The organism is Vibrio kyushuensis, from assembly GCF_050337325.1.
In the GTDB taxonomy this organism is placed as follows: Bacteria; Pseudomonadota; Gammaproteobacteria; order Enterobacterales; family Vibrionaceae; genus Vibrio; species Vibrio kyushuensis.
Window position 1 is genome coordinate 662,881 of record NZ_JAKJSV010000002.1, and the last position, 23,668, is coordinate 686,548.

Annotated in this window: 22 protein-coding genes; 11 read left to right on the forward strand and 11 right to left on the reverse strand. The window is 43.0% G+C overall.

Translation table 11 applies throughout. The features are described from left to right. Window positions 1–165: 165 nt before the first annotated feature. The 8 genes from L4D20_RS02990 to L4D20_RS03025 all read left to right on the forward strand — a co-directional run bounded on the left by L4D20_RS02990 (window position 166) and on the right by L4D20_RS03025 (window position 8,928). Window positions 166–1,437: a thiolase family protein gene (locus L4D20_RS02990; protein WP_428800068.1), complete on the forward strand. Its 1,272-nt coding sequence runs from the start codon at window positions 166–168 to the stop codon at window positions 1,435–1,437. A 124-nt stretch (window positions 1,438–1,561) separates the two neighbouring features. Then, complete coding sequence (locus tag L4D20_RS02995; protein WP_428800069.1) at window positions 1,562–3,055, forward strand: CoA-acylating methylmalonate-semialdehyde dehydrogenase; 1,494 nt, start codon at window positions 1,562–1,564, stop codon at window positions 3,053–3,055. A gap of 71 nt (window positions 3,056–3,126) precedes the next feature. Next, entirely contained in the window at window positions 3,127–4,281 is a 1,155-nt protein-coding gene (locus L4D20_RS03000; RefSeq protein ID WP_428800070.1) for an acyl-CoA dehydrogenase family protein, read from the forward strand. 60 nt (window positions 4,282–4,341) lie between these two features. Next, window positions 4,342–5,151: an enoyl-CoA hydratase gene (locus L4D20_RS03005; protein WP_428800071.1), complete on the forward strand. Its 810-nt coding sequence runs from the start codon at window positions 4,342–4,344 to the stop codon at window positions 5,149–5,151. A 69-nt stretch (window positions 5,152–5,220) separates the two neighbouring features. Continuing rightward, window positions 5,221–6,408 (forward strand): enoyl-CoA hydratase/isomerase family protein, encoded by a 1,188-nt coding sequence (locus tag L4D20_RS03010; protein WP_428800072.1) that lies wholly within the window; start codon window positions 5,221–5,223, stop codon window positions 6,406–6,408. Between the two features lie 70 nt (window positions 6,409–6,478). Then, window positions 6,479–7,384, forward strand: coding sequence for a 3-hydroxyisobutyrate dehydrogenase (gene mmsB, locus L4D20_RS03015; protein WP_428800073.1), 906 nt, complete (start codon window positions 6,479–6,481; stop codon window positions 7,382–7,384). A gap of 23 nt (window positions 7,385–7,407) precedes the next feature. After that, window positions 7,408–8,166, forward strand: a complete 759-nt coding sequence (locus tag L4D20_RS03020; protein ID WP_428800074.1) for an SDR family oxidoreductase — start codon at window positions 7,408–7,410, stop codon at window positions 8,164–8,166. Between the two features lie 90 nt (window positions 8,167–8,256). Next, on the forward strand, window positions 8,257–8,928 hold the full coding sequence (locus L4D20_RS03025) for a cupin domain-containing protein (protein ID WP_428800075.1): 672 nt from the start codon (window positions 8,257–8,259) through the stop codon (window positions 8,926–8,928). Between the two features lie 27 nt (window positions 8,929–8,955). Here the strand turns inward: L4D20_RS03025 and L4D20_RS03030 are convergent, their stop codons facing one another. The 7 genes from L4D20_RS03030 to L4D20_RS03060 all read right to left on the reverse strand — a co-directional run bounded on the left by L4D20_RS03030 (window position 8,956) and on the right by L4D20_RS03060 (window position 14,605). Beyond that, window positions 8,956–9,297, reverse strand: a complete 342-nt coding sequence (locus L4D20_RS03030) for a Fis family transcriptional regulator (RefSeq protein WP_428800076.1) — start codon at window positions 9,295–9,297, stop codon at window positions 8,956–8,958. A 123-nt stretch (window positions 9,298–9,420) separates the two neighbouring features. Beyond that, window positions 9,421–9,957 (reverse strand): nucleotidyltransferase family protein, encoded by a 537-nt coding sequence (locus tag L4D20_RS03035; protein WP_428800077.1) that lies wholly within the window; start codon window positions 9,955–9,957, stop codon window positions 9,421–9,423. Window positions 9,958–10,099: 142 nt separating this feature from the next. Then, window positions 10,100–10,489 carry an MAPEG family protein gene (locus L4D20_RS03040; RefSeq protein ID WP_428800747.1) on the reverse strand — a complete coding sequence of 130 codons (390 nt, stop codon included), beginning with the start codon at window positions 10,487–10,489 and terminating at the stop codon, window positions 10,100–10,102. A 57-nt stretch (window positions 10,490–10,546) separates the two neighbouring features. Next, window positions 10,547–11,086 carry a GNAT family N-acetyltransferase gene (locus L4D20_RS03045; RefSeq protein ID WP_428800078.1) on the reverse strand — a complete coding sequence of 180 codons (540 nt, stop codon included), beginning with the start codon at window positions 11,084–11,086 and terminating at the stop codon, window positions 10,547–10,549. A 200-nt stretch (window positions 11,087–11,286) separates the two neighbouring features. After that, on the reverse strand, window positions 11,287–11,631 hold the full coding sequence (locus tag L4D20_RS03050; protein WP_428800079.1) for a YajD family HNH nuclease: 345 nt from the start codon (window positions 11,629–11,631) through the stop codon (window positions 11,287–11,289). 189 nt (window positions 11,632–11,820) lie between these two features. Beyond that, complete coding sequence (locus tag L4D20_RS03055) at window positions 11,821–12,633, reverse strand: family 16 glycosylhydrolase (protein ID WP_428800080.1); 813 nt, start codon at window positions 12,631–12,633, stop codon at window positions 11,821–11,823. Between the two features lie 250 nt (window positions 12,634–12,883). Next, complete coding sequence (locus L4D20_RS03060; protein ID WP_428800081.1) at window positions 12,884–14,605, reverse strand: electron transfer flavoprotein-ubiquinone oxidoreductase; 1,722 nt, start codon at window positions 14,603–14,605, stop codon at window positions 12,884–12,886. A gap of 125 nt (window positions 14,606–14,730) precedes the next feature. Here L4D20_RS03060 and L4D20_RS03065 point away from each other — a divergent pair, with 125 nt between their 5' ends. Further along, on the forward strand, window positions 14,731–15,510 hold the full coding sequence (locus tag L4D20_RS03065; RefSeq protein WP_428800082.1) for an electron transfer flavoprotein subunit beta/FixA family protein: 780 nt from the start codon (window positions 14,731–14,733) through the stop codon (window positions 15,508–15,510). 33 nt (window positions 15,511–15,543) lie between these two features. Beyond that, a complete protein-coding gene (locus tag L4D20_RS03070) occupies window positions 15,544–16,533 on the forward strand; it encodes an electron transfer flavoprotein subunit alpha/FixB family protein (RefSeq protein ID WP_428800083.1) in 990 nt (329 codons plus the stop codon). Here L4D20_RS03070 and L4D20_RS03075 read toward each other — a convergent pair. The 4 genes from L4D20_RS03075 to pdhA all read right to left on the reverse strand — a co-directional run bounded on the left by L4D20_RS03075 (window position 16,516) and on the right by pdhA (window position 21,125). After that, on the reverse strand, window positions 16,516–17,589 hold the full coding sequence (locus L4D20_RS03075; RefSeq protein ID WP_428800084.1) for a GGDEF domain-containing protein: 1,074 nt from the start codon (window positions 17,587–17,589) through the stop codon (window positions 16,516–16,518). The genes L4D20_RS03070 and L4D20_RS03075 overlap by 18 nt on opposite strands. Window positions 17,590–17,864: 275 nt before the next feature. Further along, window positions 17,865–19,022, reverse strand: coding sequence for a dihydrolipoamide acetyltransferase family protein (locus L4D20_RS03080; protein ID WP_428800085.1), 1,158 nt, complete (start codon window positions 19,020–19,022; stop codon window positions 17,865–17,867). Next, entirely contained in the window at window positions 19,019–20,002 is a 984-nt protein-coding gene (locus L4D20_RS03085) for an alpha-ketoacid dehydrogenase subunit beta (protein WP_428800086.1), read from the reverse strand. The genes L4D20_RS03080 and L4D20_RS03085 overlap by 4 nt, the downstream gene beginning before the upstream one ends. Next, window positions 19,995–21,125 (reverse strand): pyruvate dehydrogenase (acetyl-transferring) E1 component subunit alpha, encoded by a 1,131-nt coding sequence (gene pdhA, locus L4D20_RS03090; protein ID WP_428800087.1) that lies wholly within the window; start codon window positions 21,123–21,125, stop codon window positions 19,995–19,997. The genes L4D20_RS03085 and pdhA overlap by 8 nt, the downstream gene beginning before the upstream one ends. A gap of 485 nt (window positions 21,126–21,610) precedes the next feature. Between pdhA and L4D20_RS03095 the strand changes: the two genes are divergently transcribed. Continuing rightward, window positions 21,611–23,494, forward strand: coding sequence for an HD domain-containing phosphohydrolase (locus L4D20_RS03095; protein WP_428800088.1), 1,884 nt, complete (start codon window positions 21,611–21,613; stop codon window positions 23,492–23,494). Window positions 23,495–23,668: the final 174 nt, after the last annotated feature.

Consider the following 23,668-nt stretch of genomic DNA (forward strand, 5'->3'; position numbering starts at 1 on the left):
GACTGAGCAAAGAGGAAAGCGTGTGCAAAATGCTTTACATGTTGTCATTTTGTTTCTTGACGTTTACGTAAATGTTAGTGCTATGCTTACGTAAACGTCAAGAAATCACAGTACGAAAGATAACCAGTTTAGTGTTGTGTTTTTCTCGAGCAATGGAGAGGGCGAATGGATAAATCCATTTGGATAGTGTCAGCGAAACGAACGCCATTGGGTTGCTTTCAAGGCATGCTCAGTGATTATTCTGCGCCGGAGTTGGGGCAACGCGCGATTCGTGCCGCTGTAGATGCAGCGCCTGTGAACCCTGACACCATCAGTGAAGTCATTATGGGTTGTGTATTACCGGCTGGCTGCGGGCAAGCTCCAGCTCGACAAGCTGCGCTCGGTGCTGACCTTCCATATTCTGTCGCTTGTACCACCATTAACAAAGTCTGTGGCTCGGGAATGAAGTCCGTCATGCTCGCATACGATCTCATTAAGTCTAATTCTATTGATACCGTTGTAGCTGGTGGAATGGAGAGCATGACCAATACTCCATATCTGCTCAAAGAGTCTCGTAGTGGTATGAGACTCGGTCATAAAACAACATACGATCATATGTTTTTGGATGGTTTGCAGGATGCCTATGAAGGCGAATTGATGGGGACTTACGCCCAGACTATTGCTGACAAGCTCGATATATCACGAGAAGAGATGGATGAATGGGCAACTCAATCGGTGACGCGGTCACGTGAAGCGGGCCATCAACAGTTATTTCAAGATGAAATAGTCCCGCTGGCGATTAAAGGGAAGAATCACCGTAAAACTAGTGATGCTCCCGAACAGTCACTGGACTTTGATGAGCACCCGAGAGAAATCGATCTAAATAAAATTTCGTCGTTACGATCTGCATTTTCGAAGAATGGCAGTGTCACTGCTGCAAACTCAAGTTCTATAGCAGATGGCGCGGCAGCTTTGCTAATTATGGACTCGGAAGCCGCGAAAAAGCAGGGTCTAAAACCCCTGGCCATTATTAAGGGCCATACGACGCATGCAAGAGTACCAAACGAATTTACCATCGCCCCTGTCTTTGCAATAAAACAGCTACTTTCTGAACTTGATTGGTCGATAGACGAAGTCGATCTATGGGAAATCAACGAAGCCTTTGCTGTGGTGACTTTAATCGCATTGAAACAATTAGGGTTAGATAAAGATAAGGTGAACATTAAAGGCGGAGCGTGTGCGCTTGGGCATCCCATTGGTGCAAGTGGGGCAAGAATTATCGTCACGCTTATCCATGCATTGCGCCAGTTGGGTGATAGTAAGAGAAAAGTACTTGCTGAAAGCAGTGATGCAACAGTTGAATCAGAATCTGAACCCACAAGTACTTTTCGTGGCGTTGCATCTCTTTGCATTGGCGGTGGTGAAGCGACTGCAATCGGTATTGAAGTACCATATTAAATTGAAGCTAACGCTAGATTAAGCGTTATTCTTTTCGAGAGCATAATTGGGTTGAAAGCGGTTTTCGTGACAGGTTTAGTTTGGAAGTGGAAAGCAATAAAGACCAACATAAAAGGATAGAGCTATGAATCAGTCTGTACCCTTATTTATTGATGGGAAATTTAGTCAATCAACGACCGATGAGTGGATTGATGTTACCAACCCTGCGTCTAATGAAGTGATTGCAAAGGTTCCTTGTACAACAGAGTTGGAGATGACGAAAGCCGTAGAAAGTGCTGCTGAGGCATTTAAGCTTTGGAGAAAAGTCGCGGTGCCGGAAAGGGCAAGGCTGATGCTCAGATATCAACATCTTCTGAAAGAGAATCACGATCAAATTGCGACTCTGCTTTCCCAAGAAACAGGTAAAACGGTCGTGGATGCAAAAGGGGATGTTTGGCGGGGAATAGAGGTCGTCGAGCAAGCCGCCAGTATCGCCAGTAATATGATGGGGGAGATGGTTGAGAATGTGGCCACCGACATCGACAGTTACTCGTTTATGCAGCCACTTGGTGTGTGCTGTGGTATTACGCCTTTTAATTTCCCTGCAATGATCCCACTTTGGATGTTTCCAATCGCTATTGCTTGCGGTAACTCCTTTATCTTGAAGCCTTCCGAACAAGTCCCGCTGACTTCAATTCGTCTTGCTGAGCTCTTTGAAGAGGCTGGCGCACCTGCAGGGGTTTTGCAGATCGTTCACGGAACCAAACATCAAGTTGATTTTCTTCTTTCTCATCCTGATATTCGCACTATCTCTTTTGTCGGTTCAGTGCCAGTGGCGCAGTATATCTATCAACAAGGTACCCAGAACTTCAAGCGAGTTCAGGCCTTTGCTGGGGCTAAGAACCACATGGTTATTATGCCTGATGCCAATAAAGCCCAAGTTGTTAGCAATTTAGTTGGAGCCTCTGTTGGGGCGGCAGGTCAACGGTGTATGGCTATTTCGGTAGCGGTATTTGTCGGGAGTGCAAAAGAGTGGATAGCGGACTTGAAGCAGGAACTGTCAAAGATTCAGCCAGGCATGTGGGATGATCCCGATGCGGGTTACGGGCCACTGATTAGCGCTCAAGCGAAGCAACGAGTTATAGGGTTGATTGAAGAGGGCAAAGCTCAAGGCGCGACGTGTGAATTAGATGGAAGTCAGTGTGTTGTGGAAAGTAGCCCAAATGGAAACTGGCTAGGCCCAACGTTGTTTAGTGGTGTTAGTACCGACATGTCTGTTTATCAGCAGGAGATATTTGGCCCTGTGTTGTTGTGTGTCGAAGTCGATACGTTACAAGAGGCGATAGCGCTTGTGAATAATAACCCGTATGGCAACGGCACCTCTATATTTACCGCCAATGGCGGCGCAGCTCGACAATATCAACACGAAATTGAAGTCGGTCAGGTGGGGATCAATGTTCCTATTCCCGTGCCATTGCCTTTCTTTTCATTTACAGGTTGGAAAGGAAGCTTCTATGGTGATTTACACGCCTACGGAAAACAAGCGGTTCGATTTTATACTGAGACAAAAACCGTTACAGCTCGTTGGTTCGATGATGATATCCCTACAGGCCCCAACTTCACCATTCAACTGAAGTGATATGTGTGTCTTGAAGGTTTAAAGGTCGGCACCAAAGATAGACATCAAGGAGAGGTTTCAAGGAGTTGGTTATGGATTTTGAGTTAAATGAAGATCAGAGAATGTTTGCCGATACCGCTCGTCAATTTGCTAATGAAAAGTTAGCAACGATGGCTTCTGAATGGGATGAGAAGTGTTTCTTTCCAAAAGAGATATTGAGGGAGGCGGGTGAATTGGGTTTTTTGAGCCTTTATACGCCGGAACAACAAGGTGGCTTGGCGCTTAGCCGATTAGATTCATCGATAATATTTGAACAGCTCTCTATGGGGTGTACGTCAACCACTGCTTTTATGACCATTCACAATATGGTGACTTGGATGATCGCCAGCTTCGCGACGAAGCAGGCGAAAGATGAATTTTGTCCAAAGCTGGTCACAGGAGAATGGCTAGGGTCGTATTGTTTAACTGAGCCAAACGCTGGCTCAGACGCTGCTTCTCTTTCAACTAGCGCAAAAAGAGTCGACGATAAATACCTATTGAACGGTGGCAAAGCATTTATATCAGGAGCCGGGGAAACGGATGTGCTTGTTGTTATGGCAAGAACAGGTGGCAGTGGTGCAAAAGGCGTTTCGGCCTTTGTTGTTCCTGCCAACGCGACAGGGGTGAATTATGGACGAAAAGAGCCAAAGATGGGGTGGAACAGCCAACCAACACGTTCGGTTTCTTTTGATAATGTTGAACTGCCTTTGTCATCACTATTAGGTGAAGAAGGGCAAGGGTTTAACTTTGCTATGAAAGGCCTTGATGGTGGGCGAATTAACATTGCTACTTGTTCAATTGGCACGGCTCAACAAGCGCTCAATCAAGCCACTCAATATATGCAAGAACGTAAGCAGTTCGGGAAAAGCCTTTCACAGTTTCAGGGGCTTCAATTTAAATTGGCCGATATGGCAACAGAGCTTGTTGCTGCACGCCAGTTGGTTCGTTATGCCGCCAGTAAGCTTGATAATCAAGACCCTGAAGCAACCGCTTATTGTGCTATGGCAAAACGCTTTGCAACCGATGTTGGATTTAAAGTCTGCGATCAGGCTCTTCAATTGTATGGCGGCTATGGCTACATCAAAGAATACCCATTAGAGCGTTACTTCCGTGATGTTCGAGTACACCAAATCTTAGAAGGGACCAACGAAATTATGCGGTTGATCATCGCCAGACGATTGTTAGCTGAAGGGGCGGAGATACTGTAATGAAAAATCTCGATGTGCTGATGAACGTTCGTAACTTAAAGGAATTAAAGGGTGTTAGTTATGTCTGAAAAATTGAATGGTATTCCTTTGTCGTCACAGAGCCTTCTTGTCTCTGATATTGAAAATAACGTTGTTGTAATCACCATGAACAACCCGCCCGCCAATACGTGGACAGCCGAAAGTTTGCGTCAGTTGAAACGACTAATCGAACGACTTAATCACAATAAAGAGGTTTATGCCCTGGTTATTACAGGCCAAGGTGAAAAATTCTTTTCTGCTGGTGCCGATTTAAAACTGTTCGCTGATGGCGACAAAAAGGTTGCTCTAGAAATGGCCGTTGCCTTTGGCGAAGCTTTTGAAGCGTTATCTGGATTCAGGGGAGTATCAATAGCGGCAATTAATGGCTATGCAATGGGTGGTGGCCTTGAAGTCGCGTTAGCCTGTGATATCCGTATTGCTGAAGTTCAAGCGGTAATGGCGCTGCCAGAAGCCCGAGTCGGTCTGCTTCCCTGTGCTGGAGGTACCCAAAATTTAACCGCTTTGGTTGGAGAAGGCTGGGCAAAGCGCATGATTCTTTGTGGAGAACAGTTAAGTGCAGAGCGTGGTTTAGGTATACGTTTGGTTGAAGAAGTTGTCGAGAAAGGAGTCGCATTAGAGACTGCGATAACATTGGCACAAGCAGTTGGAAATCAATCTCCTTGTTCTGTAAATGCGTGTAAACAGCTGATTCAAAATGGTCGTACATCGCCACTGTCACATGGCTTGATCAAAGAACGTGAACTGTTCTTAAAGTTGTTTGATACCGAAGACCAAACCGAAGGTGTACAGGCGTTTTTAGAGAAACGTCAACCTGATTGGAAGAATAAATAGATTCTGTAATGAATGAGTAAAAAGTGATTAACTTTAGCGATTTAATTTAAGACGCGTTAGGGGTGTTGTATGTCAGATAATGTGAAGTTTGAGCAACGAATGTGTGCAGATGGTAATCATCAAATTGCGATAGTGACGCTCGATAATCCGTCTTCACTAAATGCTCTAACCTTTGATATGTTGTCCCAGCTTCATGATCTCCTACTGCTTTGGCGCGATGATCCCAGTATCGCTTGCGTACTATTAGAGGGCGAAGGAAGTAAAGCATTCTGTGCCGGTGGCGATGTTAGAGCGATGCATGATGTGATGAGTAATGAGACGAAAGCACTAGCCCAGGAATTTTGCACCTCCTATTTCACTTTAGAGTATCAATGTGACTTTCTCATTCACACCTACCCAAAGCCAGTAATTGGTTGGGGAGAAGGGATTGTAATGGGCGGTGGTATGGGCCTATTCATGGGGGCTAGTCATAAAGTTGTTACACCTAATTCGCGCCTCGCAATGCCAGAGGTCACTATAGGGCTTTATCCTGATGTGGGCGGCACTTGGTTTCTTAATCGGTTGGATGAGGGGGGTGGGCTGTTTCTAGGGCTGACGGGCGTCATGGTTAATGCTAGTGACGCTGTGGACATTCGCTTAGCTGACTGCATGTTATTAGCTGAGAGTAGAACTCGGTTGATTGAAACGCTACAAATTCAATATTGGCCGAAACAACACTTGTCTGACGTAGTGGATGAAACCCTTGAAGAGTCGCATAACATTGTTTGTGACGTTCTAAGTTTGCTGTCTGAGCATGCAGCAGCCGATATAGAAGAACAAAGCCCGGCAAAACAGCTGATGCCTTTCTACGCAAAAATTAAAGCGGCTTGCCAAGTTGGTGACGTTACGGATATTTGTGAAAAGATTAGCCAAATCGACATTGAAGGTCACACCGAACAAGAAGCTAAATGGATGGCAAGGGCGCAGCAATCTCTTCGCTCGGGCAGCCCGATCACAGCTCATTTATGCTATCGACAAATAATGCAGTATCACGCGTTATCACTGGCTGACTGTTTTCGCCTTGAACTTGGCCTGTCGGTTAGCTGTGCATTGCTGGGTGAATTTCAAGAGGGTGTACGCGCTAGGTTAATCGATAAAGATGGAGAACCCCGTTGGTTATATACCACCATTGAAGAGGTTGATACGGGTGTTATCGATGATCTTTTCATGTCGCTATGGGAGCCAGAATCTCATCCGCTAGCTTTGTTAGGCAAGTAACCCGCTTACGTTAATGAGTTTCAACGTCGCCAATGGGGCGTCAATTATCAAGTGAAGAAGGAGTTTTATCATGACAACAATTGCTTTTATTGGGCTTGGTAATATGGGCGGTCCAATGGCGGAGAATTTACTCGCAGCAGGGTTATCTGTTCAAGTCTTTGATTTGAACCAAGCGGCTGCCCAACGGTTATCAGGGTTTGGCGCAAAGGTCGCAAGCTCTGTTGAGCAGGTAATTCAAGGTGCTGACACTGTGATTACGATGCTGCCTGCCGGAGAGCATGTACGAGCAGTCTATTTAGGTGATCACGACGGCGGAAAAGGGCTATTAAACTTGGTGGCCGATGGTACGTTCTTAATCGATTCATCAACCATCGATCCTGAATCGGCACGACTGGTGGGTAATGAAGCCCATAAAAAAGGGTTAGAGTTTGTCGATGCACCAGTTTCAGGCGGCGTTGCAGGTGCGAAAGCTGCAACGTTAACCTTTATCGTTGGTGGTTCGGATGTTGGATTTTCAAAAGCACAAACGGTCTTGAAGCATGTGGGAAAAAATATTTTTCATGCGGGTCAGGCTGGCGATGGGCAAATGGCAAAAATCTGTAACAACCTCATGCTAGGGATTCTAATGTCGGGGACGTGTGAAGCTCTCAATCTTGGTATTGATAATGGACTTGACCCCAAAGTGCTATCGGACATTATGCTACAAAGCTCTGGGCGGAATTGGGCACTGGAGCTGTATAATCCATGTCCTGGTGTTATGGAAAATGCCCCTGCAAGTAACGAGTTTCAGCCTGGGTTTATGAGTAAGCTGATGCTAAAGGATTTAGGGTTAGGGGCAGAAGCTGCACTGAAGAGTCAGTCATCCATACCAATGGGGTCTCTCGCTAGAAGTTTGTACGCATTTCATAATGCAAATGGGAATGAAGCACTTGATTTTTCGAGTCTCTTTGAGTTTTATCAGCGAGAGAAGAAGTAGACCACGGATGACGGAGTAAACGTATGGATCTAAAACAGAGTGTTGTAGCTATTACGGGGGCAGGGCAAGGTCTAGGGCAGATGATGGCTATAACGTTAGCTCAAGCAGGGGCTCAGTTAGCGCTTATTGACATGAATGAAGACGGCCTTAAATCGACTCAAGATCAGTGCCATATGTTTGGTGTAAAAGCGATGATCTATCGTGTGAATGTGACCAATGAAGCAGAGGTTGAACAGATATTTTCAGATGTTGTTGAGGATTTTGGGCAGCTTGATGGCTTGATTAACAATGCGGGTATATTACGAGATGGTCTGCTGGTTAAGGTAAAAGATGGAGAGATGACTAAGATGTCACTTGAGCAGTTCAATTCAGTGATGGATGTTAATGTCACTGGAACCTTCTTATGTGCTCGTGAAGCGGTGGCTAAGATGATTGAAACTGAGAGAAAGGGTGTGATCATTAATATCTCAAGTGTCGCTAGAGCGGGGAATATGGGGCAAACGAATTATGCAGCCTCCAAAGCGGCAGTGGCGACAATGGCGACAACGTGGGCCAAAGAGTTAGCGCGTTATGGAATACGGGCAGCGGCTATTGCACCGGGTATCGTGAAAACCGCGATGGCTGAGCAGCTTAAACCAGAAGCGATTGAACGGCTCAACAGCATGGTACCCGTTGGGCGCATGGGACAGCCAAGTGAAATAGCGCAAGCGGCTAAGTACATTTTGGAAAATGACTATTTTTCCGGTCGAGTATTAGAAGTCGATGGTGGTATGAGAATGTAGACAAGTGGTTGGCCTATCGATATTAGGACTCTCACTTATTCATTGTTATCATTCCGTTGATTACCATCACTCACTGTTTCATGAGGCTCTATGTCTACTCATATAAACGCAGACTTTACACAGCGTATCGTTATTCGGCCTGAAGATTATCAGTGGGTCGATTCTCCAATGCCCGGAGTGGAGCGAATGATGCTTGATAGAATCGGGGATGAAGTAGCACGAGCCACAACCATTGTTCGGTTTGCACCGTATAGCCAGTTTTCTCCACATCTGCATTCTGGCGGCGAAGAGTTTGTCGTACTAGAAGGTACCTTTTCAGATGATCATCAAGACTATTTGAAAGGCAGTTATGTACGTAATCCAATAGGGACGTCGCACAAACCAAAGATTGGTAAAGGTGGGGCGACTATTTTTGTAAAATTGCATCAGTTTGATCCTAATGACACAGAACAGAAAGCTATCGATACTCAGATTGAGCCTTGGCACCAAGGTCTAGTGGAAGGGCTCAAGGTCATGCCATTGCACGAATTTGAAGGTGAGCACGTCGCGCTAGTCAAATGGGCACCCAATACGGAATTCAGTAGTCACCAACATTGGGGGGGAGAGGAGATCTTGGTATTAGAAGGTACGTTTTATGATGAACATGGTGCTTACCCAGCCGGTTCTTGGCTACGCAGCCCTCACTTGAGTCAACATAACCCCTTTACGAAAGAAGACGGTGCCTTAATCTATGTAAAAACAGGGCACTTGGCGAGCCTGTAGAGAACTCTTGATAATGCCTATTGAATCCTAACCTAACCGTTTAGCCCAATTGCCATTATGATCACTTGTGCAGTTTTCTTCTGTATCGTACGAGATATGTTCAGCGGTATTTTTAAATGAAACCCCAATGCTAGCCAACTTCTGGTGGATTAAAGCGGTAAGTACTTTTTCGTCTCCTTTAATGGTAAAGGTCGACAGCTGTTCATTGGTGTCGAAAATACAAATTATCTTAAGACTTTTTGGAAAGCTTGCATAATTTACGGTGTGGGTAAGCCACTGAAACCCTGGATGTTCCTCTATAGCGGTGTCACACACATCGGTTAATATTACCCTAAGCTGATTATCGATTTTCTTATCTGTCTTTCGCATATACTTGGTGGCTCTAGTCGTTTGCTATCAATTCTGGAAGTTGAGGTAGTCTCGTGATTTACCCAGCTCATGTCAATATTTGGGTGCTCGTGATCATGGCAATAAGAGTAGCCTTATGCAGTGTTACTTAACCACATTCAAATTTGGCCACTGTACTAACCAGTTTTTAGATTCTATACGATGTTCAAAGATATCGAGTTTACGCTTGGGGTTATGCGTGATTTTAAGATCAAGCAAAGAATCAAATCCGAATGCTGAAATGCATTCATATTGCGAGTTTGCTAATTGGCGAATACCTACAGCGGTTTCCTTTTCTGGCCAATAGTTCATTGCGTCAATGGAACTAAGATAAGGTTCGTCGTTATTTCGTTTATGCATGAATGCTTGATTTCGAACTTGCCAGTTTACGTGAGGCATCATCATTTTAAGTCTTTGCTCATACAGAATGTGAGTATCTGTGTGTAATTCTCTAGGATTAAAATAGATAACATCTACGTCATTTAAGGGAGTCGCTAGTAGCGTTTGGTGTAAATGATCCCAAACCATATTTCGAACGAACCCTGCAGCAATGTAACATTCGGGCAGATTAAGTTGGAATACACACTTTAGCGCTTCAATTCTCAACTTATCTTGTTTGACTAGCTCTACGATAGTTTCCATTTACGTTCCATGCCATTGTTTTCATTCACCTCTCATTATAAATGATGGTTGCTAGTTCTTTAGCAAACGAAATGAGTTTCAAGAGACCTTCTAGTTGGCGACCATATCTAAATATAGTGCCTAGTCAGAGGGGAAATAGAGGCTATGCGTTCTGCAAAAGCAATTCAATCCATAACCCAATGACACAAAGGAAGGACAACCAAAATGAGATCATTCGATGGACGATTTTATTGTAAGTTAAATGAACATAGGAATGGATGTATCTAAGAAGAACGAATAGCCAAGCAAGAAAGAGAGCTAACATACTTTCGATGCCTAAGCTTATGTATAGGGTACCAGCGACGTAAAATAGTATGGGTATCTCAAATTGATTATTAAAGTTACGAGTCGATTTTGTAATTGAAGCAGGAACCTCGTAGCCTTCCATTAGCCTAAAGTACCGAGCATTAACAACCCCACTTTTGACGTTACCAAACCTTGTTTTTAGAGCTGTTAAACCAACAATGAAGGTAAGTAAAACCATTAAAGCCATTGGATAAAGCAAGGTTGCCTCCTTATAGAAGAATGAGATTGATAAAAATTTCTATTTTTATGTCGTGATACCTTTAAACGTAGCATAGTTAATCCAATACCTAGCCAACGGGACATTAAATACTTTACCTTTAACGATGTTCTCGAACTCTCCCCCATTAGCTTCGATTACTTTTCTAGAGGCAATATTATCTTCGTCTGCGGTAATCAGGATTTTAGTAATACCTAGGGCAGTAGCTTTGGAAATAGCGAGTTTAAGCATCGTCTTTCCGTAACCTTTCCCTCTAAAAGATGGTGCCATATCGTACCCAATATGACCTGCTTCGATAGTAAGAAATTCAGTTTCAATGTTATGACGAACCCGAATCGCTCCAAGGATTGTATTTTCTCCATTAACCAACCAGAAATGGCTACAAGGGACGTAGTCTTCTCGCAAATTGATGCCGTTAGATTCATCTTTCAGTCGTTTAACATAACGGATAAAGTCTGTTTTTCCTTCCGCGTAATGTTCTGAATTTTCGACATCATTTAATGAAAAGTCTTCAAAGAAGGTTATGAATGACGATTCAAGTGAAAGAGTGGGTGCAACTAACTCCATGTTATTGGCCTTAATTTAAACGTGTTCCATTGTGAATAGAGATACATTACATGCGCTGAGAAACATTGGTCAAATAATGGCGTAATTTGGTTAGTGAACCATGGGAAAGTAGAGAGTTAGAGAAGCGGGAAGAAACAAAAAAGCCTGTCAGTACTAAAAGTAACAACAAGCTTGAAAATCTACTTTAGGAAAGAGTAACTCTACTTTTTCATTAATTTAGCAAGGTCAGCGAAAGGGTTATGTGTCGCACTTTCATGATCATCTAGTTTTGCTTCTGAATCTACGCCATAACGGTCGTGATCCGTATATTTAGAGTGTTCGTGATCATGGCAATAAAGGCATAACAATTCCCAGTTACTACCATCTTCAGGGTTGTTGGTATGGTCATGATCTTTATGGTGAACGGTTAGTTCGCGAAGGTTAGAGTAAACGAATTCACGTGCGCAGTTACCACATACCCAAGGGTAAAGTTTTAATGCTTTATCGCGGTAGCCACTTTCTTTGCTTTTATAGGCGGCGCTAGCGCCAGTGTAATCTGAAGACATTTCTCATCCTGCCGTATTTATCTTAACTTAATGTATAATCTTGCTTAGTGTTTTAGCGATATCTTGTCTCTGATATCTTTCACTAAAGTGTACCATAACAGTTGAAAAACGATCGGTTCCTAATGCGGATTGTTATCAAAAGCAATAAATCCGTTTGCTTGGGGGCTACTGGTTGGTTAAAAAGCGTAATTACTCGTTGTTATTGAGCTTGATCCCTGTGACTTCAGCGGTTAACGCCAATATTAGCTTACCGTCGATGACATCCGCATTATCAGGAGAGAACGTCACAAGGTTGCTTTCAAAGCCCCAATCACCTTTTCCCCATCTTGAGTAATCGAAATCATCAAAATCATCACGCCAAGCAAGAGTGAAGTCACCCTTGTCGTAGCTATAGTATTCAATCCAATCGACTACTTGATAAAGAGGTAACGATTCTACTTCGAACTTTCCAACCCAACCGATGGCCTCTGAGATCCAAACGTTCATTCGATAACTTTGTGGGCTGTCACGCATATCGATGACTTGTTGGGAGTGAGAGCCAAGCTCTTTATGAATGGTATCGCTATTTACTTGCCACTCAATCTTGTCTGGAGTCCAAATCAAGGTGTATTGATTGAAATCGTTAAGGTTGGCGACAGAGTGTGTATTTTCAGAGTGAAGCCGATTTGATGCTAATCCTGTGATCAAATTCGTTTGTAGTTGGTTAGGGTGCTTACCGATTGCTTCAATATCGATTTCACGCCATGGGATCCCACCTTGCCATGATTCATTATCGTAAGTGAAAAATGACGATACAACGCCGGGGCTAGACACCATTTTCATACGAACCAGAAATTTACCAAATTGAACTTTTTCGTGGCTAAAAACCTCTGCGCCATATAAGGAAACGTCGGATTTATTGAGTTGCCCACTGTTTGCATGGCTGTCTTGGTTTGGGCTTTGGTGTTCGGTGGAACAGCCTGTAATAGCGAGAGCAGCGGAAAGGAAAATAAGCTTTTTCATATTACGTCTCTAGTGTGATTAAAAAGAATCGATTTCCATATATGATTAAATCGGCTACTAGTTGACGTTGAAGTAATTTGGAATAGTGTTCAATCTACATTAAACACTATATTTGGTTAATGTGCTTAGCGTAGAACTTAGTGGCTAGGACGTGAAACATTTGACATGTATTTGTGCTGCCCGAACTCAGACAATGTGATACTAACCAATTGAAACTCCGTAAAGGAATTGTACTCAGATCAGCTAAATATCACATATTTTTATAATTAGGGCCTCCACCCCCTTCAGGTGATTGCCATGTGATGTTTTGACAAGGATCTTTTATGTCGCAAGTTTTACAGTGAACGCAATTAGCAGCGTTGATCTGGAGTTTTTTCTGACCTTCTATTTCGATAACTTCATATACTCCAGCAGGGCAATACCTTTGAGCTGGTTCATCGTAATCTGGTAAGTTTTTAGCAATAGGTAGTTCAGGGTTTGCAAGAATCAGATGGCAAGGCTGGTTTTCTTCATGTTGGGTTCCGGATAGATAGACGGATGACGGTTTATCAAAGCTGAGCTTACCATCCGGTTTTGGGTAGTGGATAGGCTGAGAGTTAGTACTCATTTTGAGTCGGTTATGATCGTTCTCAAAATCTTTTATGTTCCAAGGGATTTTGTGTGTAAGAACTTGAGCCCAAACATTGTGTTCGAATGACGCTAGAGCGCCTCCTAAAATATCACCGTATTTATGTATGCCCGCTGAAAAGTTTCGTGCTTGGCTTAGCTCTCTATACAACCATGACGACTCGAATAAAACCTGATAGTCAGGCTCAATGTTGGCGCTGTCATTTGCGAGTTCGTAAGCGATGGCTTCTGCTGCCAACATTCCCGACTTCATTGCGCCATGACAGCCTTTAATCTTAGAAGCGTTCAATGTACCAGCATCACATCCGATTAAGATACCACCGGGAAACTGCTGTTTTGGCAGCGAGTGAAGGCCGCCTTTAGCAATGGCTCTCGCTCCATAGGAAATTCGCTCAGCTCCCTTTAAATAGCGGCTAAAACTAGGGTGGTGCTTTAATCTCTGAAATTCATCAAAAGGACTTAGGTAGGGATTGTCATAGTTAAGGTCAACGATTAAACCAACCGCAATTTGATTGTCTGCTAAATGATAAAGAAAACCGCCGCCGGAACTTTTCGATTCGGATAGAGGCCAGCCTGTACTGTGTACCACGTTACCTGCGCAATATTCATCTGAGTCGCTTGGCAACTGCCAGATTTCTTTTAGCCCTAATGCATAATGCTGAGGCTGTTTATTGACGTCCAGATTAAAGCGCTCAATCAGCTGTTTTCCTAAATGGCCTCTCGCACCTTCTGCGAACAGAGTATATTTTCCTTTAAGTTCAATTCCGGCTTCAAAGTTGTTTTTATGTTCCCCGTTTTTATCTAGCCCCATATCAGATGTGTTGATCCCGGTAACTGAGCCGTTATCGTCATAGTTAATACTCGCAGCTGCAAAACCGGGGAATATTTCCACACCAAGTTCTTCGGCTTGTACTGCAAGCCATTGGCAAAGCTTAGATAAACTGATGACATAGTTTAAGGGTTCGTCCCTATTGTCACTTCCAACATGGTCACTTCTACTATTGTCGCTTCCACCATTGTGCATTGGCCTTGGTGTTAAAGCATGGGGGATGGTGACATGATTGTATTGAGTAGTTAGGTAGACTAAGTCTTCACTCTTTACTGGCGTTGAAATTGGAGTGTCCATTTCTCGCCAATTTGGAAAGAGCTCATTGAGCGCGGTTGTTTCAAACAGAGCACCTGAAAGAATATGGGCACCAACCTCTGCCCCTTTTTCAACGACGCAAATTGTACGTTCTTGTCCAGCGTTTGATTGGTTTAACTTAGCGAGCTGACAGGCTGCGGAAAGGCCTGCAGGGCCAGCACCTACAATAACAACATCAAACTCCATACATTCTCTGTCCATGATGTAAACCTGCCTCTACACATAGGTATTACCGTTAAATATAGTCCAGTTGACGTAAACGTAAACTCAACTAAGCTCAAAATTAAGGCTTGCACGAACCGCATTCATTGAAAAAGGAACGCATTGTGAAGGTATTAGTAGCGATAAAGCGCGTTGTTGACCCTTACGTAAAGGTTAGGGTGAAGCAAGATGGTTCCGGTGTTGAAACGAATAATGTAAAGATGACAATGAACCCGTTTTGCGAAATTGCCGTAGAAGAGGCTGTTAGGCTAAAAGAGTCGGATGTCGCAGACGAAGTAATTGTTGTATCCATAGGGAATAATACCTGCCAAGAACAGTTACGTACTGCTCTTGCGTTAGGTGCAGATAGAGCGATACACGTTGATACTACTGATGTGTATACGCCTGGTATTGATAACAAAAAACCAATTGAGCCATTGACGGTTGCAAAAGTACTTCATGCCATAGTGACCAAGAATTTGTGTGAGCTTGTTCTATTAGGTAAGCAATCCATCGATAGCGATAATAATCAAGTCGCGCAAATGCTGGCGGCGCTAATGGACAGCCCTCAAGCAACCTTCGCATCAAAGCTGGAAATAGAATCCGATAATGCCGTGGTTACCAGAGAGATTGATGGTGGGTTAGAAATACTGAAAGTGAAGCTCCCTGCTGTAATAAGTACTGATTTACGCCTTAACGAACCCAGATATGCGTCTCTTCCTAATATTATGAAAGCCAAACGTAAGCCACTCGATATCTTAACACTCAACGATCTTGGTATCGAGGCGGTATCGCATCAAGAAATCTTAGAGGTATTTAAGCCTACTGTTCGTGAAGCCGGTGTCATGGTTGAAAGTGTTTCTGAGTTGGTGGATAAACTTAAAAATGTGGCAAAGGTTATCTAGTTTTAGGGTACTTTTAGTTAAAGGAGCGGTTCAATGATTGACGATAATATAAACGCACTTGTTATTGCTGAACATGATAATCAAACCATTTCGATTGATACGTTAAAAACGATCAGCGCGGCAAAGACTCTAGTAAAACTCAACGCATCGACACCCACATCAATATCGGTTTTAGTTATTGGTAACGACTGCCAATCTGTAGCGGGTTCGGCTTCCGGAATAGAGGGTGTGACTAATGTTATCGTTGCAGATGCTCAATGTTATCAGATTTCGTTAACGGAAAACCTGTCGAAGCTAATAGTGAAATACATTCAAAGTGGTGTTGAGGATGAAGCTCCTTTCACGCATGTATTTACTTCAGCGACGACGTTTGGCAAGGATTTAATGCCTCGTGTTGCTGCGTTACTCGGTGTTGGTCAGTTATCTGATGTTATAGCGATTGAAGCGCCGGATGTGGTTGTACGACCAATATATGCTGGTAATGCGTTAGCTAGAGTTAAATCAAACGATCCGATTAAAGTCATGACGATTCGCAGCTCTGCCTATGATGCGGCTGAAATGAATTCTGATAACCAATGTAAAATAACGGAATTCAATGAAGAAATTTCTGCGTCTGATACGGAATTTGTGTCTCAGCAAAAAGTGAAAACGTTACGTCCTGAATTACCGGCTGCAAGAGTCGTCATTGCAGGAGGAAGAGGGCTTGGAAGCAAAGAGAACTTTGCGTTGGTTGAGCAGTTAGCCGATAAATTGGATGGAGCGATTGGAGCATCTCGTGCTGCCGTTGATGCGGGGTTTGTTGCCAATGATTTGCAAGTTGGGCAAACCGGTAAAATAGTTGCGCCTGAGTTGTACATCGCCATTGGTATTTCCGGCGCTATTCAGCACTTAGCAGGGATGAAAGATTCTAAAGTGATTGTTGCTATTAACAGCGACCCAGAAGCTCCAATATTTGAAATAGCGGATTACGGGCTAGTGGGTGATCTATTTGAGCTGATGCCTGAGCTAATCGATTCCGTTTAAATTACCTTTACTGTCCACTTCCTTTTTATTTTTCTTGTTTTGATACATCAGTTCATCGGCGGCTAGTAGCAGTAATTTTGAATCTAATGGATGAGTTGATGTTGAAACCGCGACACCGGTACTGCACGTTTGATCTGGACCACACATGGAGTATTCATATTCAATTCTTCGTGCCATTTTAATTGCATCGGGGTGATTACAATCTGGAAGAATAATGCAAAACTCATCGCCACCGCATCGACATGGAATATCAGTCTCGCGTATTAAACTTCTAATCAATGAGCCAAAGTTTCTTAACGCTTCATCCCCTTTAGCATGCCCTTGTTCGTCATTGATGCGTTTTAAATTATCAATATCAATGTAAATGACTGCTAAATCATACTGACGTCTTAAGGCGAGTTTCAGTTCTTTCCTTAACGACTCATCCATCATACGGCGGTTGTATAGGCAGGTCAGTTCATCCACTCTCACCTGAAGTTCTAAATATTGGGTTCTTTTTGCTACTTCTTCGTTTAGGTCGTTTGTGTAGTGGCTTTTAAGATCGTTAATAAGGCTATTAATATAAGTGTCCAAGACCAGTGTAGTATCGAAATAGAAGAGTTTATCTAGGGTGGTGAGAATTGCGTCAACTTCTATATTGCTGCCATTGTCGTCTTTTATCGTCGAAAAAATGATGCCTTTTAACTGCCTCATAGCAGTAAGGTATAGCTTGGGTTCAACCCTAATTCTTTTATGTACCGCTCCAATAATTAGTCGTCCATTGGCATACTCTTCGTCATACACACCATTAAATAGTTCAATGATGTATTGAGACTGGGCATCTTTTACGTGTTGTAGTACATCTGGGTCTTGTAGCAGTGCGACGACTTCTGCATTTTGAAGCTGTTTGTCGTAAAACTGCTCCACAATTGAATTAAGATTATTTTGGATTAATGGCTGGTAGTTTAATAGGTTTCTTAGCTCAGTATGCTCTAAACCTAACATATCAAATCGACACTCTATCTCTTGTTGCGAAATGGTAAGTTGAGATTGCTTACACTGTTCATTAATTGTCATGTGATTAACTCCAAAGGCCCAAATTTAAAGAGTTAGATACCGTTACGTTACTACGAAAAATCAAGCAAAGTTCGGGAAAAATAGAGATAGCCATGACTAACAGAAATAGTATGCGGATGGAGCCGAGAGATAAGGCAGGCTGGGAAGAAAACAAGTTAAGCCAACGCATAAGCACTCCCTAAATGATGGTGTGCTTTAAATTATAGGCGTTATATGTATGTTTGCGCAGTTAACGTCATATAACGCCTCATGTTTATACAGCATCTAGGTTGTTTTTATGGTGTTGGTTTTTGTAAATGCTCGACTAAGGCCTTAATAAAGCGTGCAGCTTCACCACCAGTACATGCTCTGTGATCAAAGGTCATTGAGATAGGTAAGGCTTTGACGCCCACAGGCTTGTCATTTTTGATCATGACTTTCTCAATAATTCGACCCGCGCCAACAATGGCGACCTGCGGTGGAGATACCACAGGGGTGGCGTAAATACCTGCGATGGCACCAAAATTTGATAAAGTTATTGTTGCGTGCTGCAATTGTTCTCTACCGATTTTTCTTTCGCGAATCCCTTTGACTGTATTATCTAACCACTGACGGATGCCTTTCGGGTTATAGTCATCAGCATGACGTAAGACAGGAACATATAGACCATGAACGCTATCAACAGCTATACCAACATTAACGGTACTATGCACACAGCGCGTCATTGTTTCTGCGTCAAACCATGCGTTGAGGGCCGGTTCCTGCTGACACGCAAAGATGACGGCTTGTATTAGACGAATGGATATATCACTTTTGGGTAACCATTCTGCCAATAAAGCTTCTTCAGTAATGGTTACATCGGCGACATTATGATGTGACTCTGTCATGGTGTTTACCATGGTTCGTCTAGCTCCCTTAAGGACTTCAGTGCCCGGAAGCTGTTTATCACATTCGTTGTAAATATCTGCGTCGACAACTAAACCATCGTTACCGCTGCCCACAACCCTTGTGAGGTCGACCCCTAATCGTTGAGCGAGTAGTCTAGCAGAAGGCATGGCTGTAATGGCTTTTTCTGAGGGCGTATTATGGTCTCCTCCAACCCAAAAATCGTCAACATCAACTTGATGATTTTGATGAGATACGTTACCTACAACTGTTGCAGCGTCTTCTTTCGCCTTTGAGGTCTGATTGGTTGAATCAGAGCTGGAAGCGTGAGCACCAACCTCTTCAATTTCTACGAGAAGGCTACCTATATTAATCACATCTCCTTCGTTGCCATGCCGACTGATTATTTTACCACTGTAGGGGGCTGGAACCTCGACAACCGCTTTGGCTGTTTCCACAGTCAGTATTACTTGGTCTAGCTCTACGCTGTCCCCAACGTTTATATGCCATTCAACTATTTCAGATTCGGCCAGGCCTTCTCCTAGATCAGGTAACGTAAATGTCTTCATTTCCAACCCTCCACTAACTCTTTGGATGCGAGCACAATATCTTCTTCTTTAATAAGAAAATAATCCTCGTTTCGATAATAAGGCATGATGGTGTCTAATCCGGTAACACGTTTTGGTGGCGCTTTGAGCAAGCACATTGCCTGTTCTGCAGTTCGAGCAAGGATCTCTGCGCCAACACCGCAATTCTTACTGGCCTCATGCACAACAAGTAATCGTCCCGTTTTTTCAAGTGAATGAAAAATAGTCGCCATATCGATGGGTTTGATACTGGCAAGATCGATGACTTCAACTTCTATTCCCTGTTTAGAGAGTGTCTTGGCCGCTTGAAGGGTTTCAACCACACATGCTCCCCATGTGACTAATGTAAGGTCGCGTCCTTTTCGTAGAGTAAAGCAGGTATCAAGCGGTAGCGCTTTTCCGTCATCGACAACATCTGATCGAACGGTTCGATAGATACGTTTAGGTTCGAAAAACATAACGGGATCGTTACTACGAATAGAAGCAAGTAATAAGCCATAAGCGCGTTGTGGCGACGACGGTATGACGACTCTAAACCCGGGAATATGTGCGAATAGAGCTTCGACACTTTCTGAGTGATGTTCAGGTGCGTGTATACCACCGCCGAAAGGCGCGCGAAATACAGCAGGGCAGGTGAGTCGCCCTCGTGTTCGGTTTCTCATGCGTGCCGCGTGACACATTAAGTGCTCCATCGCTGGAAAGACAAAGCCTTGAAATTGAAATTCCGCAATGGGTCTTAGCCCTTGAGAGGCCATACCGACAGTCACACCAGCGATCAAAGCTTCAGCTAAAGGAGAGTCGATCACGCGTTTTAGACCGTACTTTTCTTTTAGTCCGACAGTGGCGCGAAATACTCCTCCATTATCACCGACGTCTTCACCAAGAACAACGACCTGTTCATCGTGGGCCATCTCATGATGCAAAGCGAGGTTAACTGCTTCGATTAAAGTCATTTCAGCCATGTTTGCCTCCCTGCATTCGCATTGCTTTATTAATGATTTCATCTCGCTGCTGATGGAGATCGGGGGTTAATGATTCATAGAGATAATCAAATGCACTTTCTGGTGCTTGATTGGAAAGGTTTAGATAATGTTCTACAACTTTCTCAATGATACTTTTGCTTTGAGTGTGCCATTGACTGTCTTGTTCTTCATCCCAAATACCTTGTGTCATAAGGTATTTATTTAACCTTTTTATCGGTTCGAACTCCCATGCTTGATGAAGCTCATCCTCACTTCTATAACGGCTTGCGTCATCGGCCGTAGTATGATCACTTAAACGATAACTAATGGCTTCAATAAGAGTTGGGCCCTTACCTTTTCTCGCGTTATCTAGAGCCGTAGTTATAGCGTCAAAAACGGCAAGAACATCGTTTCCATCCACTGTTATTCCCGCAATTCCTGCGCCTTTAGCTTTTTCAGAAAGAAACTCTGCCGCACATTGAAGACGTCGGGGTACTGAGATAGCCCATTGATTATTGTTAACGACGAAAACCAAAGGGAGATTCCATGCTCCAGCACAGTTAATAGACTCTAAGAAGTCGCCTTTCGAAGTAGCCCCATCACCGCATGTCACCAGAGCAGCGTTATGATTACCTTCAATTTTGAGTGCAGATGCAACGCCAACTGCGTGTGTACATTGGGTGGCAATAGGAACGCAAAAAGGTAAATCTCGGCACTGTGGTTTGGATGATGGTGAATCTAGCGCAGAAGATGTAGATGATTCATTGGCAGGATAAAAGTCGCTTCCTCGCTCATCACCACCCCAATATTGAAGGTTTTTTTCCATTGGAATCCCACGCGCCCACATGGCAGGTAAGTCACGATAGTACGGAATAAACACATCCTCTGCTTTCAGCGCATGACCTATGGCTATGCCTATGGCTTCAGCTCCTAAATGTGAAGGGTACGTTCCGAGTTTCCCGGTTCGTTGTAGCGCCACGGCTTTGTTATCGTAAGTGCGGGTGAGTACCATGTCGCAGTAGAACTTTTTGAGCAATGTTTCATCTGCCCAATCTGGAAGGGTGTTTACGACTTGACCATGGTGGTCGATGAATCGATGCATAGGTAACGATTGAACGTTCATCTCAAGCTCCTTGTGAGTACACGCCGAGATATATTCTTCTTAAACCTTATAGCAGTGACACTGGCAAAATGCTGTCCTGAATAACGCCTTTAGACTGCTCCATTTCGCTGAAAACACTAACGGTTATAGTGATAAATCTCGATATGACCAGATAGCTTAAGTGTAACCAAGTTGTTAAATTCTGCATGTGTTTATAAGTCGGCCGCGAGTAAACTTAGGCTTACACATTAAGAAAAGCAGATGAAAGTAGGGGGTTTTCATGATCAAATTGTTAACAAATGAAAAGATCCTCTAAGAAATGAGGAAAATTCGCATGATTATTATACAGTCGAAAAGCTAGGGATCGGTCTATTGGGATTTGATCTAGGTCAGGCGAAGGTGATAAACCACAAAATTGAAATATATTTGTAGGGGAATAGTCTACCGCACGCATATACTAAAGGTGGCATATTAAATTATAAATAAGTGGTTGCTAGGAAGGCTTTATGGGAAAAACTGCAAGTGAATTAAATGCTATCGATAAACGTGCAATGCGTAAAAGGTTTTTAACGCTGGTATCTGTTTTGTTTTTGGTAAACCTCGCTATTTTGATTGCGATAAACACACTGTTTTTTAAATTGGACCAAGAAAAAAATCAATCAAAGATTGATACGGCAATTAAGTTAGCAAGTCGTTTTATTCAACATGACTTTGAAGCTAACTTAGCAAATATTAATTTCCTTTCAAACAGTCAACCGATACGCAATTACATGGTATATGGTATTGATCCCACTCGTAACGAAATTGAAAACCTATTTATTAATCTAGCTATCCACTCTACGCAGTATGCTCAAATACGCCTACTTGATAATAATGGTCAAGAGCTTGTTAGGGTTGATTATAGAGATGGCCACGCATTCTCAACGCCACATTTTGAACTGCAAGACAAAGCAAGTCGTTATTACGTGAAAGAGAGTTTGGCTCTAGACAAAGGGCGCATTTATATTTCTCAACTTGACCTGAATATTGAGCAAGATCGCATTGAGGAACCCTACATGCCCATGATGCGGTATGGTACCGCTCTGTATGATTCTCATGGTCGACTTCAAGGAACAATAATTCTTAATTATTTTGGCGATCTTGTTTTAGACACATTTAAGGAACAAATGAAATCGATTTCAAGTGATGCGATGTTGATAAACCAACAAGGTTACTGGTTGTCAAATAACGATAAGTCACTTGAGTGGGGTTTTATGTTGGGGAATAGCCACTCTTTGAAGAACCAAAATCCGCCCTTATGGGATGAGATGTCGGAACTGAAAGAAGGATCATTTAGTGATATTGACAAACGTTATAGTTGGATAGAAGTTCCTAACAAAGAAACTGAACAAATTAGTATGGAAGACTCCTGGAAAATAGTCGTTGTTGAAAGTACTGAAATGTTTACCTTGGCAAAAATGTTCTCGCACCTTAACTTTCTATACCCTGCACTTTGTATATATATCATTGGGTTGCTACTGGTTTGGCTGATGGTTAAAAATGAGGTGTTAAAGAAAAAAGCCCAACGTGATTTGATTGAACTTAATCATTCTTTACAGCAGAAAGTCGCAGATCGTACTAAAGAGCTAATGGTGACTAAAGATGTCACTATTATGAGTATGGCAACGCTTGCTGAAACACGTGATAACGAAACTGGTCAGCATTTAAGGCGAACTCAAAATTATGTACGAGCCTTAGGTAATGCCTTGAAAGTTCATCCAAATTATAAAGATCAACTTAATGATGATTTAATAACGTTGATGTATAAATCGGCTCCGTTGCACGATATTGGCAAGATCGCAATCCCCGATAGAATTTTATTGAAACCGGGTAAGCTAACACCTGAAGAATTTCACATCATGAAAGAGCATGCGACTTTAGGAGCTAATGCAATTTCATCATCTATACAAGCGTTGCAAGATGAACTACAGCAGGCACAAGCAAATTCATTTTTGAATATTGCGCGTGATATTGCTCATTACCATCATGAACGTTGGGATGGTAGTGGGTATCCCCTTGGGCTCAAAGGTGAACATATCCCTCTGCCAGCAAGAATTATGGCAATCGCTGATGTATTTGATGCATTGTCTTGTAAACGTGTCTACAAAGCGTCATTTAGTAAGGAAAAAACGATGTTAATCATGCGTGAAGGGAGAGGGAATCACTTTGACCCTACCATTTACGATGTGTTTATCAGTATTCTCGATGAATTTTGGGATATACGAGATCGTTATCTAGATATGCCTCAACAAAATGATGAATCAGTCATAAATAAAGGAAGTCGTGAATTTATATTAGATGAAGCCGAAGTTGCTGGAAAAACGGAGAATGAGGTCAGTTATTCGATATAAAGTGGCACGTCAGTTTCATGGCTTTCATAACTCACTCCAGTAATTTTGAACTTAAATCTCTCTGATTTATAACGAAAATGTATAATCTACCGATGTAGTATCTCACTCTTGATCTAGGGCTTACTTCAGCCCATTAAGTGGGGGAATAAGCCAATGTATAATCGGCATTAATGG

Bases quoted from the DNA above. Each gene is read 5' to 3' on its own strand.
- L4D20_RS03050 (WP_428800079.1), bottom strand. From the start codon at position 11,631: ATGTCTTCAGATTACACTGGCGCTAGCGCCGCCTATAAAAGCAAAGAA.
- L4D20_RS03010 (WP_428800072.1), top strand. From the start codon at position 5,221: ATGTCAGATAATGTGAAGTTTGAGCAACGAATGTGTGCAGATGGTAAT.
- L4D20_RS03000 (WP_428800070.1), top strand. From the start codon at position 3,127: ATGGATTTTGAGTTAAATGAAGATCAGAGAATGTTTGCCGATACCGCT.
- L4D20_RS03060 (WP_428800081.1), bottom strand. From the start codon at position 14,605: ATGGACAGAGAATGTATGGAGTTTGATGTTGTTATTGTAGGTGCTGGC.
- mmsB (WP_428800073.1), top strand. From the start codon at position 6,479: ATGACAACAATTGCTTTTATTGGGCTTGGTAATATGGGCGGTCCAATG.
- L4D20_RS03035 (WP_428800077.1), bottom strand. From the start codon at position 9,957: ATGGAAACTATCGTAGAGCTAGTCAAACAAGATAAGTTGAGAATTGAA.
- L4D20_RS03040 (WP_428800747.1), bottom strand. From the start codon at position 10,489: ATGGCTTTAATGGTTTTACTTACCTTCATTGTTGGTTTAACAGCTCTA.
- L4D20_RS03085 (WP_428800086.1), bottom strand. From the start codon at position 20,002: ATGGCTGAAATGACTTTAATCGAAGCAGTTAACCTCGCTTTGCATCAT.
- L4D20_RS02995 (WP_428800069.1), top strand. From the start codon at position 1,562: ATGAATCAGTCTGTACCCTTATTTATTGATGGGAAATTTAGTCAATCA.
- L4D20_RS03020 (WP_428800074.1), top strand. From the start codon at position 7,408: ATGGATCTAAAACAGAGTGTTGTAGCTATTACGGGGGCAGGGCAAGGT.
- L4D20_RS03005 (WP_428800071.1), top strand. From the start codon at position 4,342: ATGTCTGAAAAATTGAATGGTATTCCTTTGTCGTCACAGAGCCTTCTT.
- L4D20_RS03045 (WP_428800078.1), bottom strand. From the start codon at position 11,086: ATGGAGTTAGTTGCACCCACTCTTTCACTTGAATCGTCATTCATAACC.
- L4D20_RS03080 (WP_428800085.1), bottom strand. From the start codon at position 19,022: ATGAAGACATTTACGTTACCTGATCTAGGAGAAGGCCTGGCCGAATCT.
- L4D20_RS03095 (WP_428800088.1), top strand. From the start codon at position 21,611: ATGGGAAAAACTGCAAGTGAATTAAATGCTATCGATAAACGTGCAATG.
- L4D20_RS02990 (WP_428800068.1), top strand. From the start codon at position 166: ATGGATAAATCCATTTGGATAGTGTCAGCGAAACGAACGCCATTGGGT.
- pdhA (WP_428800087.1), bottom strand. From the start codon at position 21,125: ATGAACGTTCAATCGTTACCTATGCATCGATTCATCGACCACCATGGT.
- L4D20_RS03070 (WP_428800083.1), top strand. From the start codon at position 15,544: ATGATTGACGATAATATAAACGCACTTGTTATTGCTGAACATGATAAT.
- L4D20_RS03030 (WP_428800076.1), bottom strand. From the start codon at position 9,297: ATGCGAAAGACAGATAAGAAAATCGATAATCAGCTTAGGGTAATATTA.
- L4D20_RS03075 (WP_428800084.1), bottom strand. From the start codon at position 17,589: ATGACAATTAATGAACAGTGTAAGCAATCTCAACTTACCATTTCGCAA.
- L4D20_RS03055 (WP_428800080.1), bottom strand. From the start codon at position 12,633: ATGAAAAAGCTTATTTTCCTTTCCGCTGCTCTCGCTATTACAGGCTGT.
- L4D20_RS03025 (WP_428800075.1), top strand. From the start codon at position 8,257: ATGTCTACTCATATAAACGCAGACTTTACACAGCGTATCGTTATTCGG.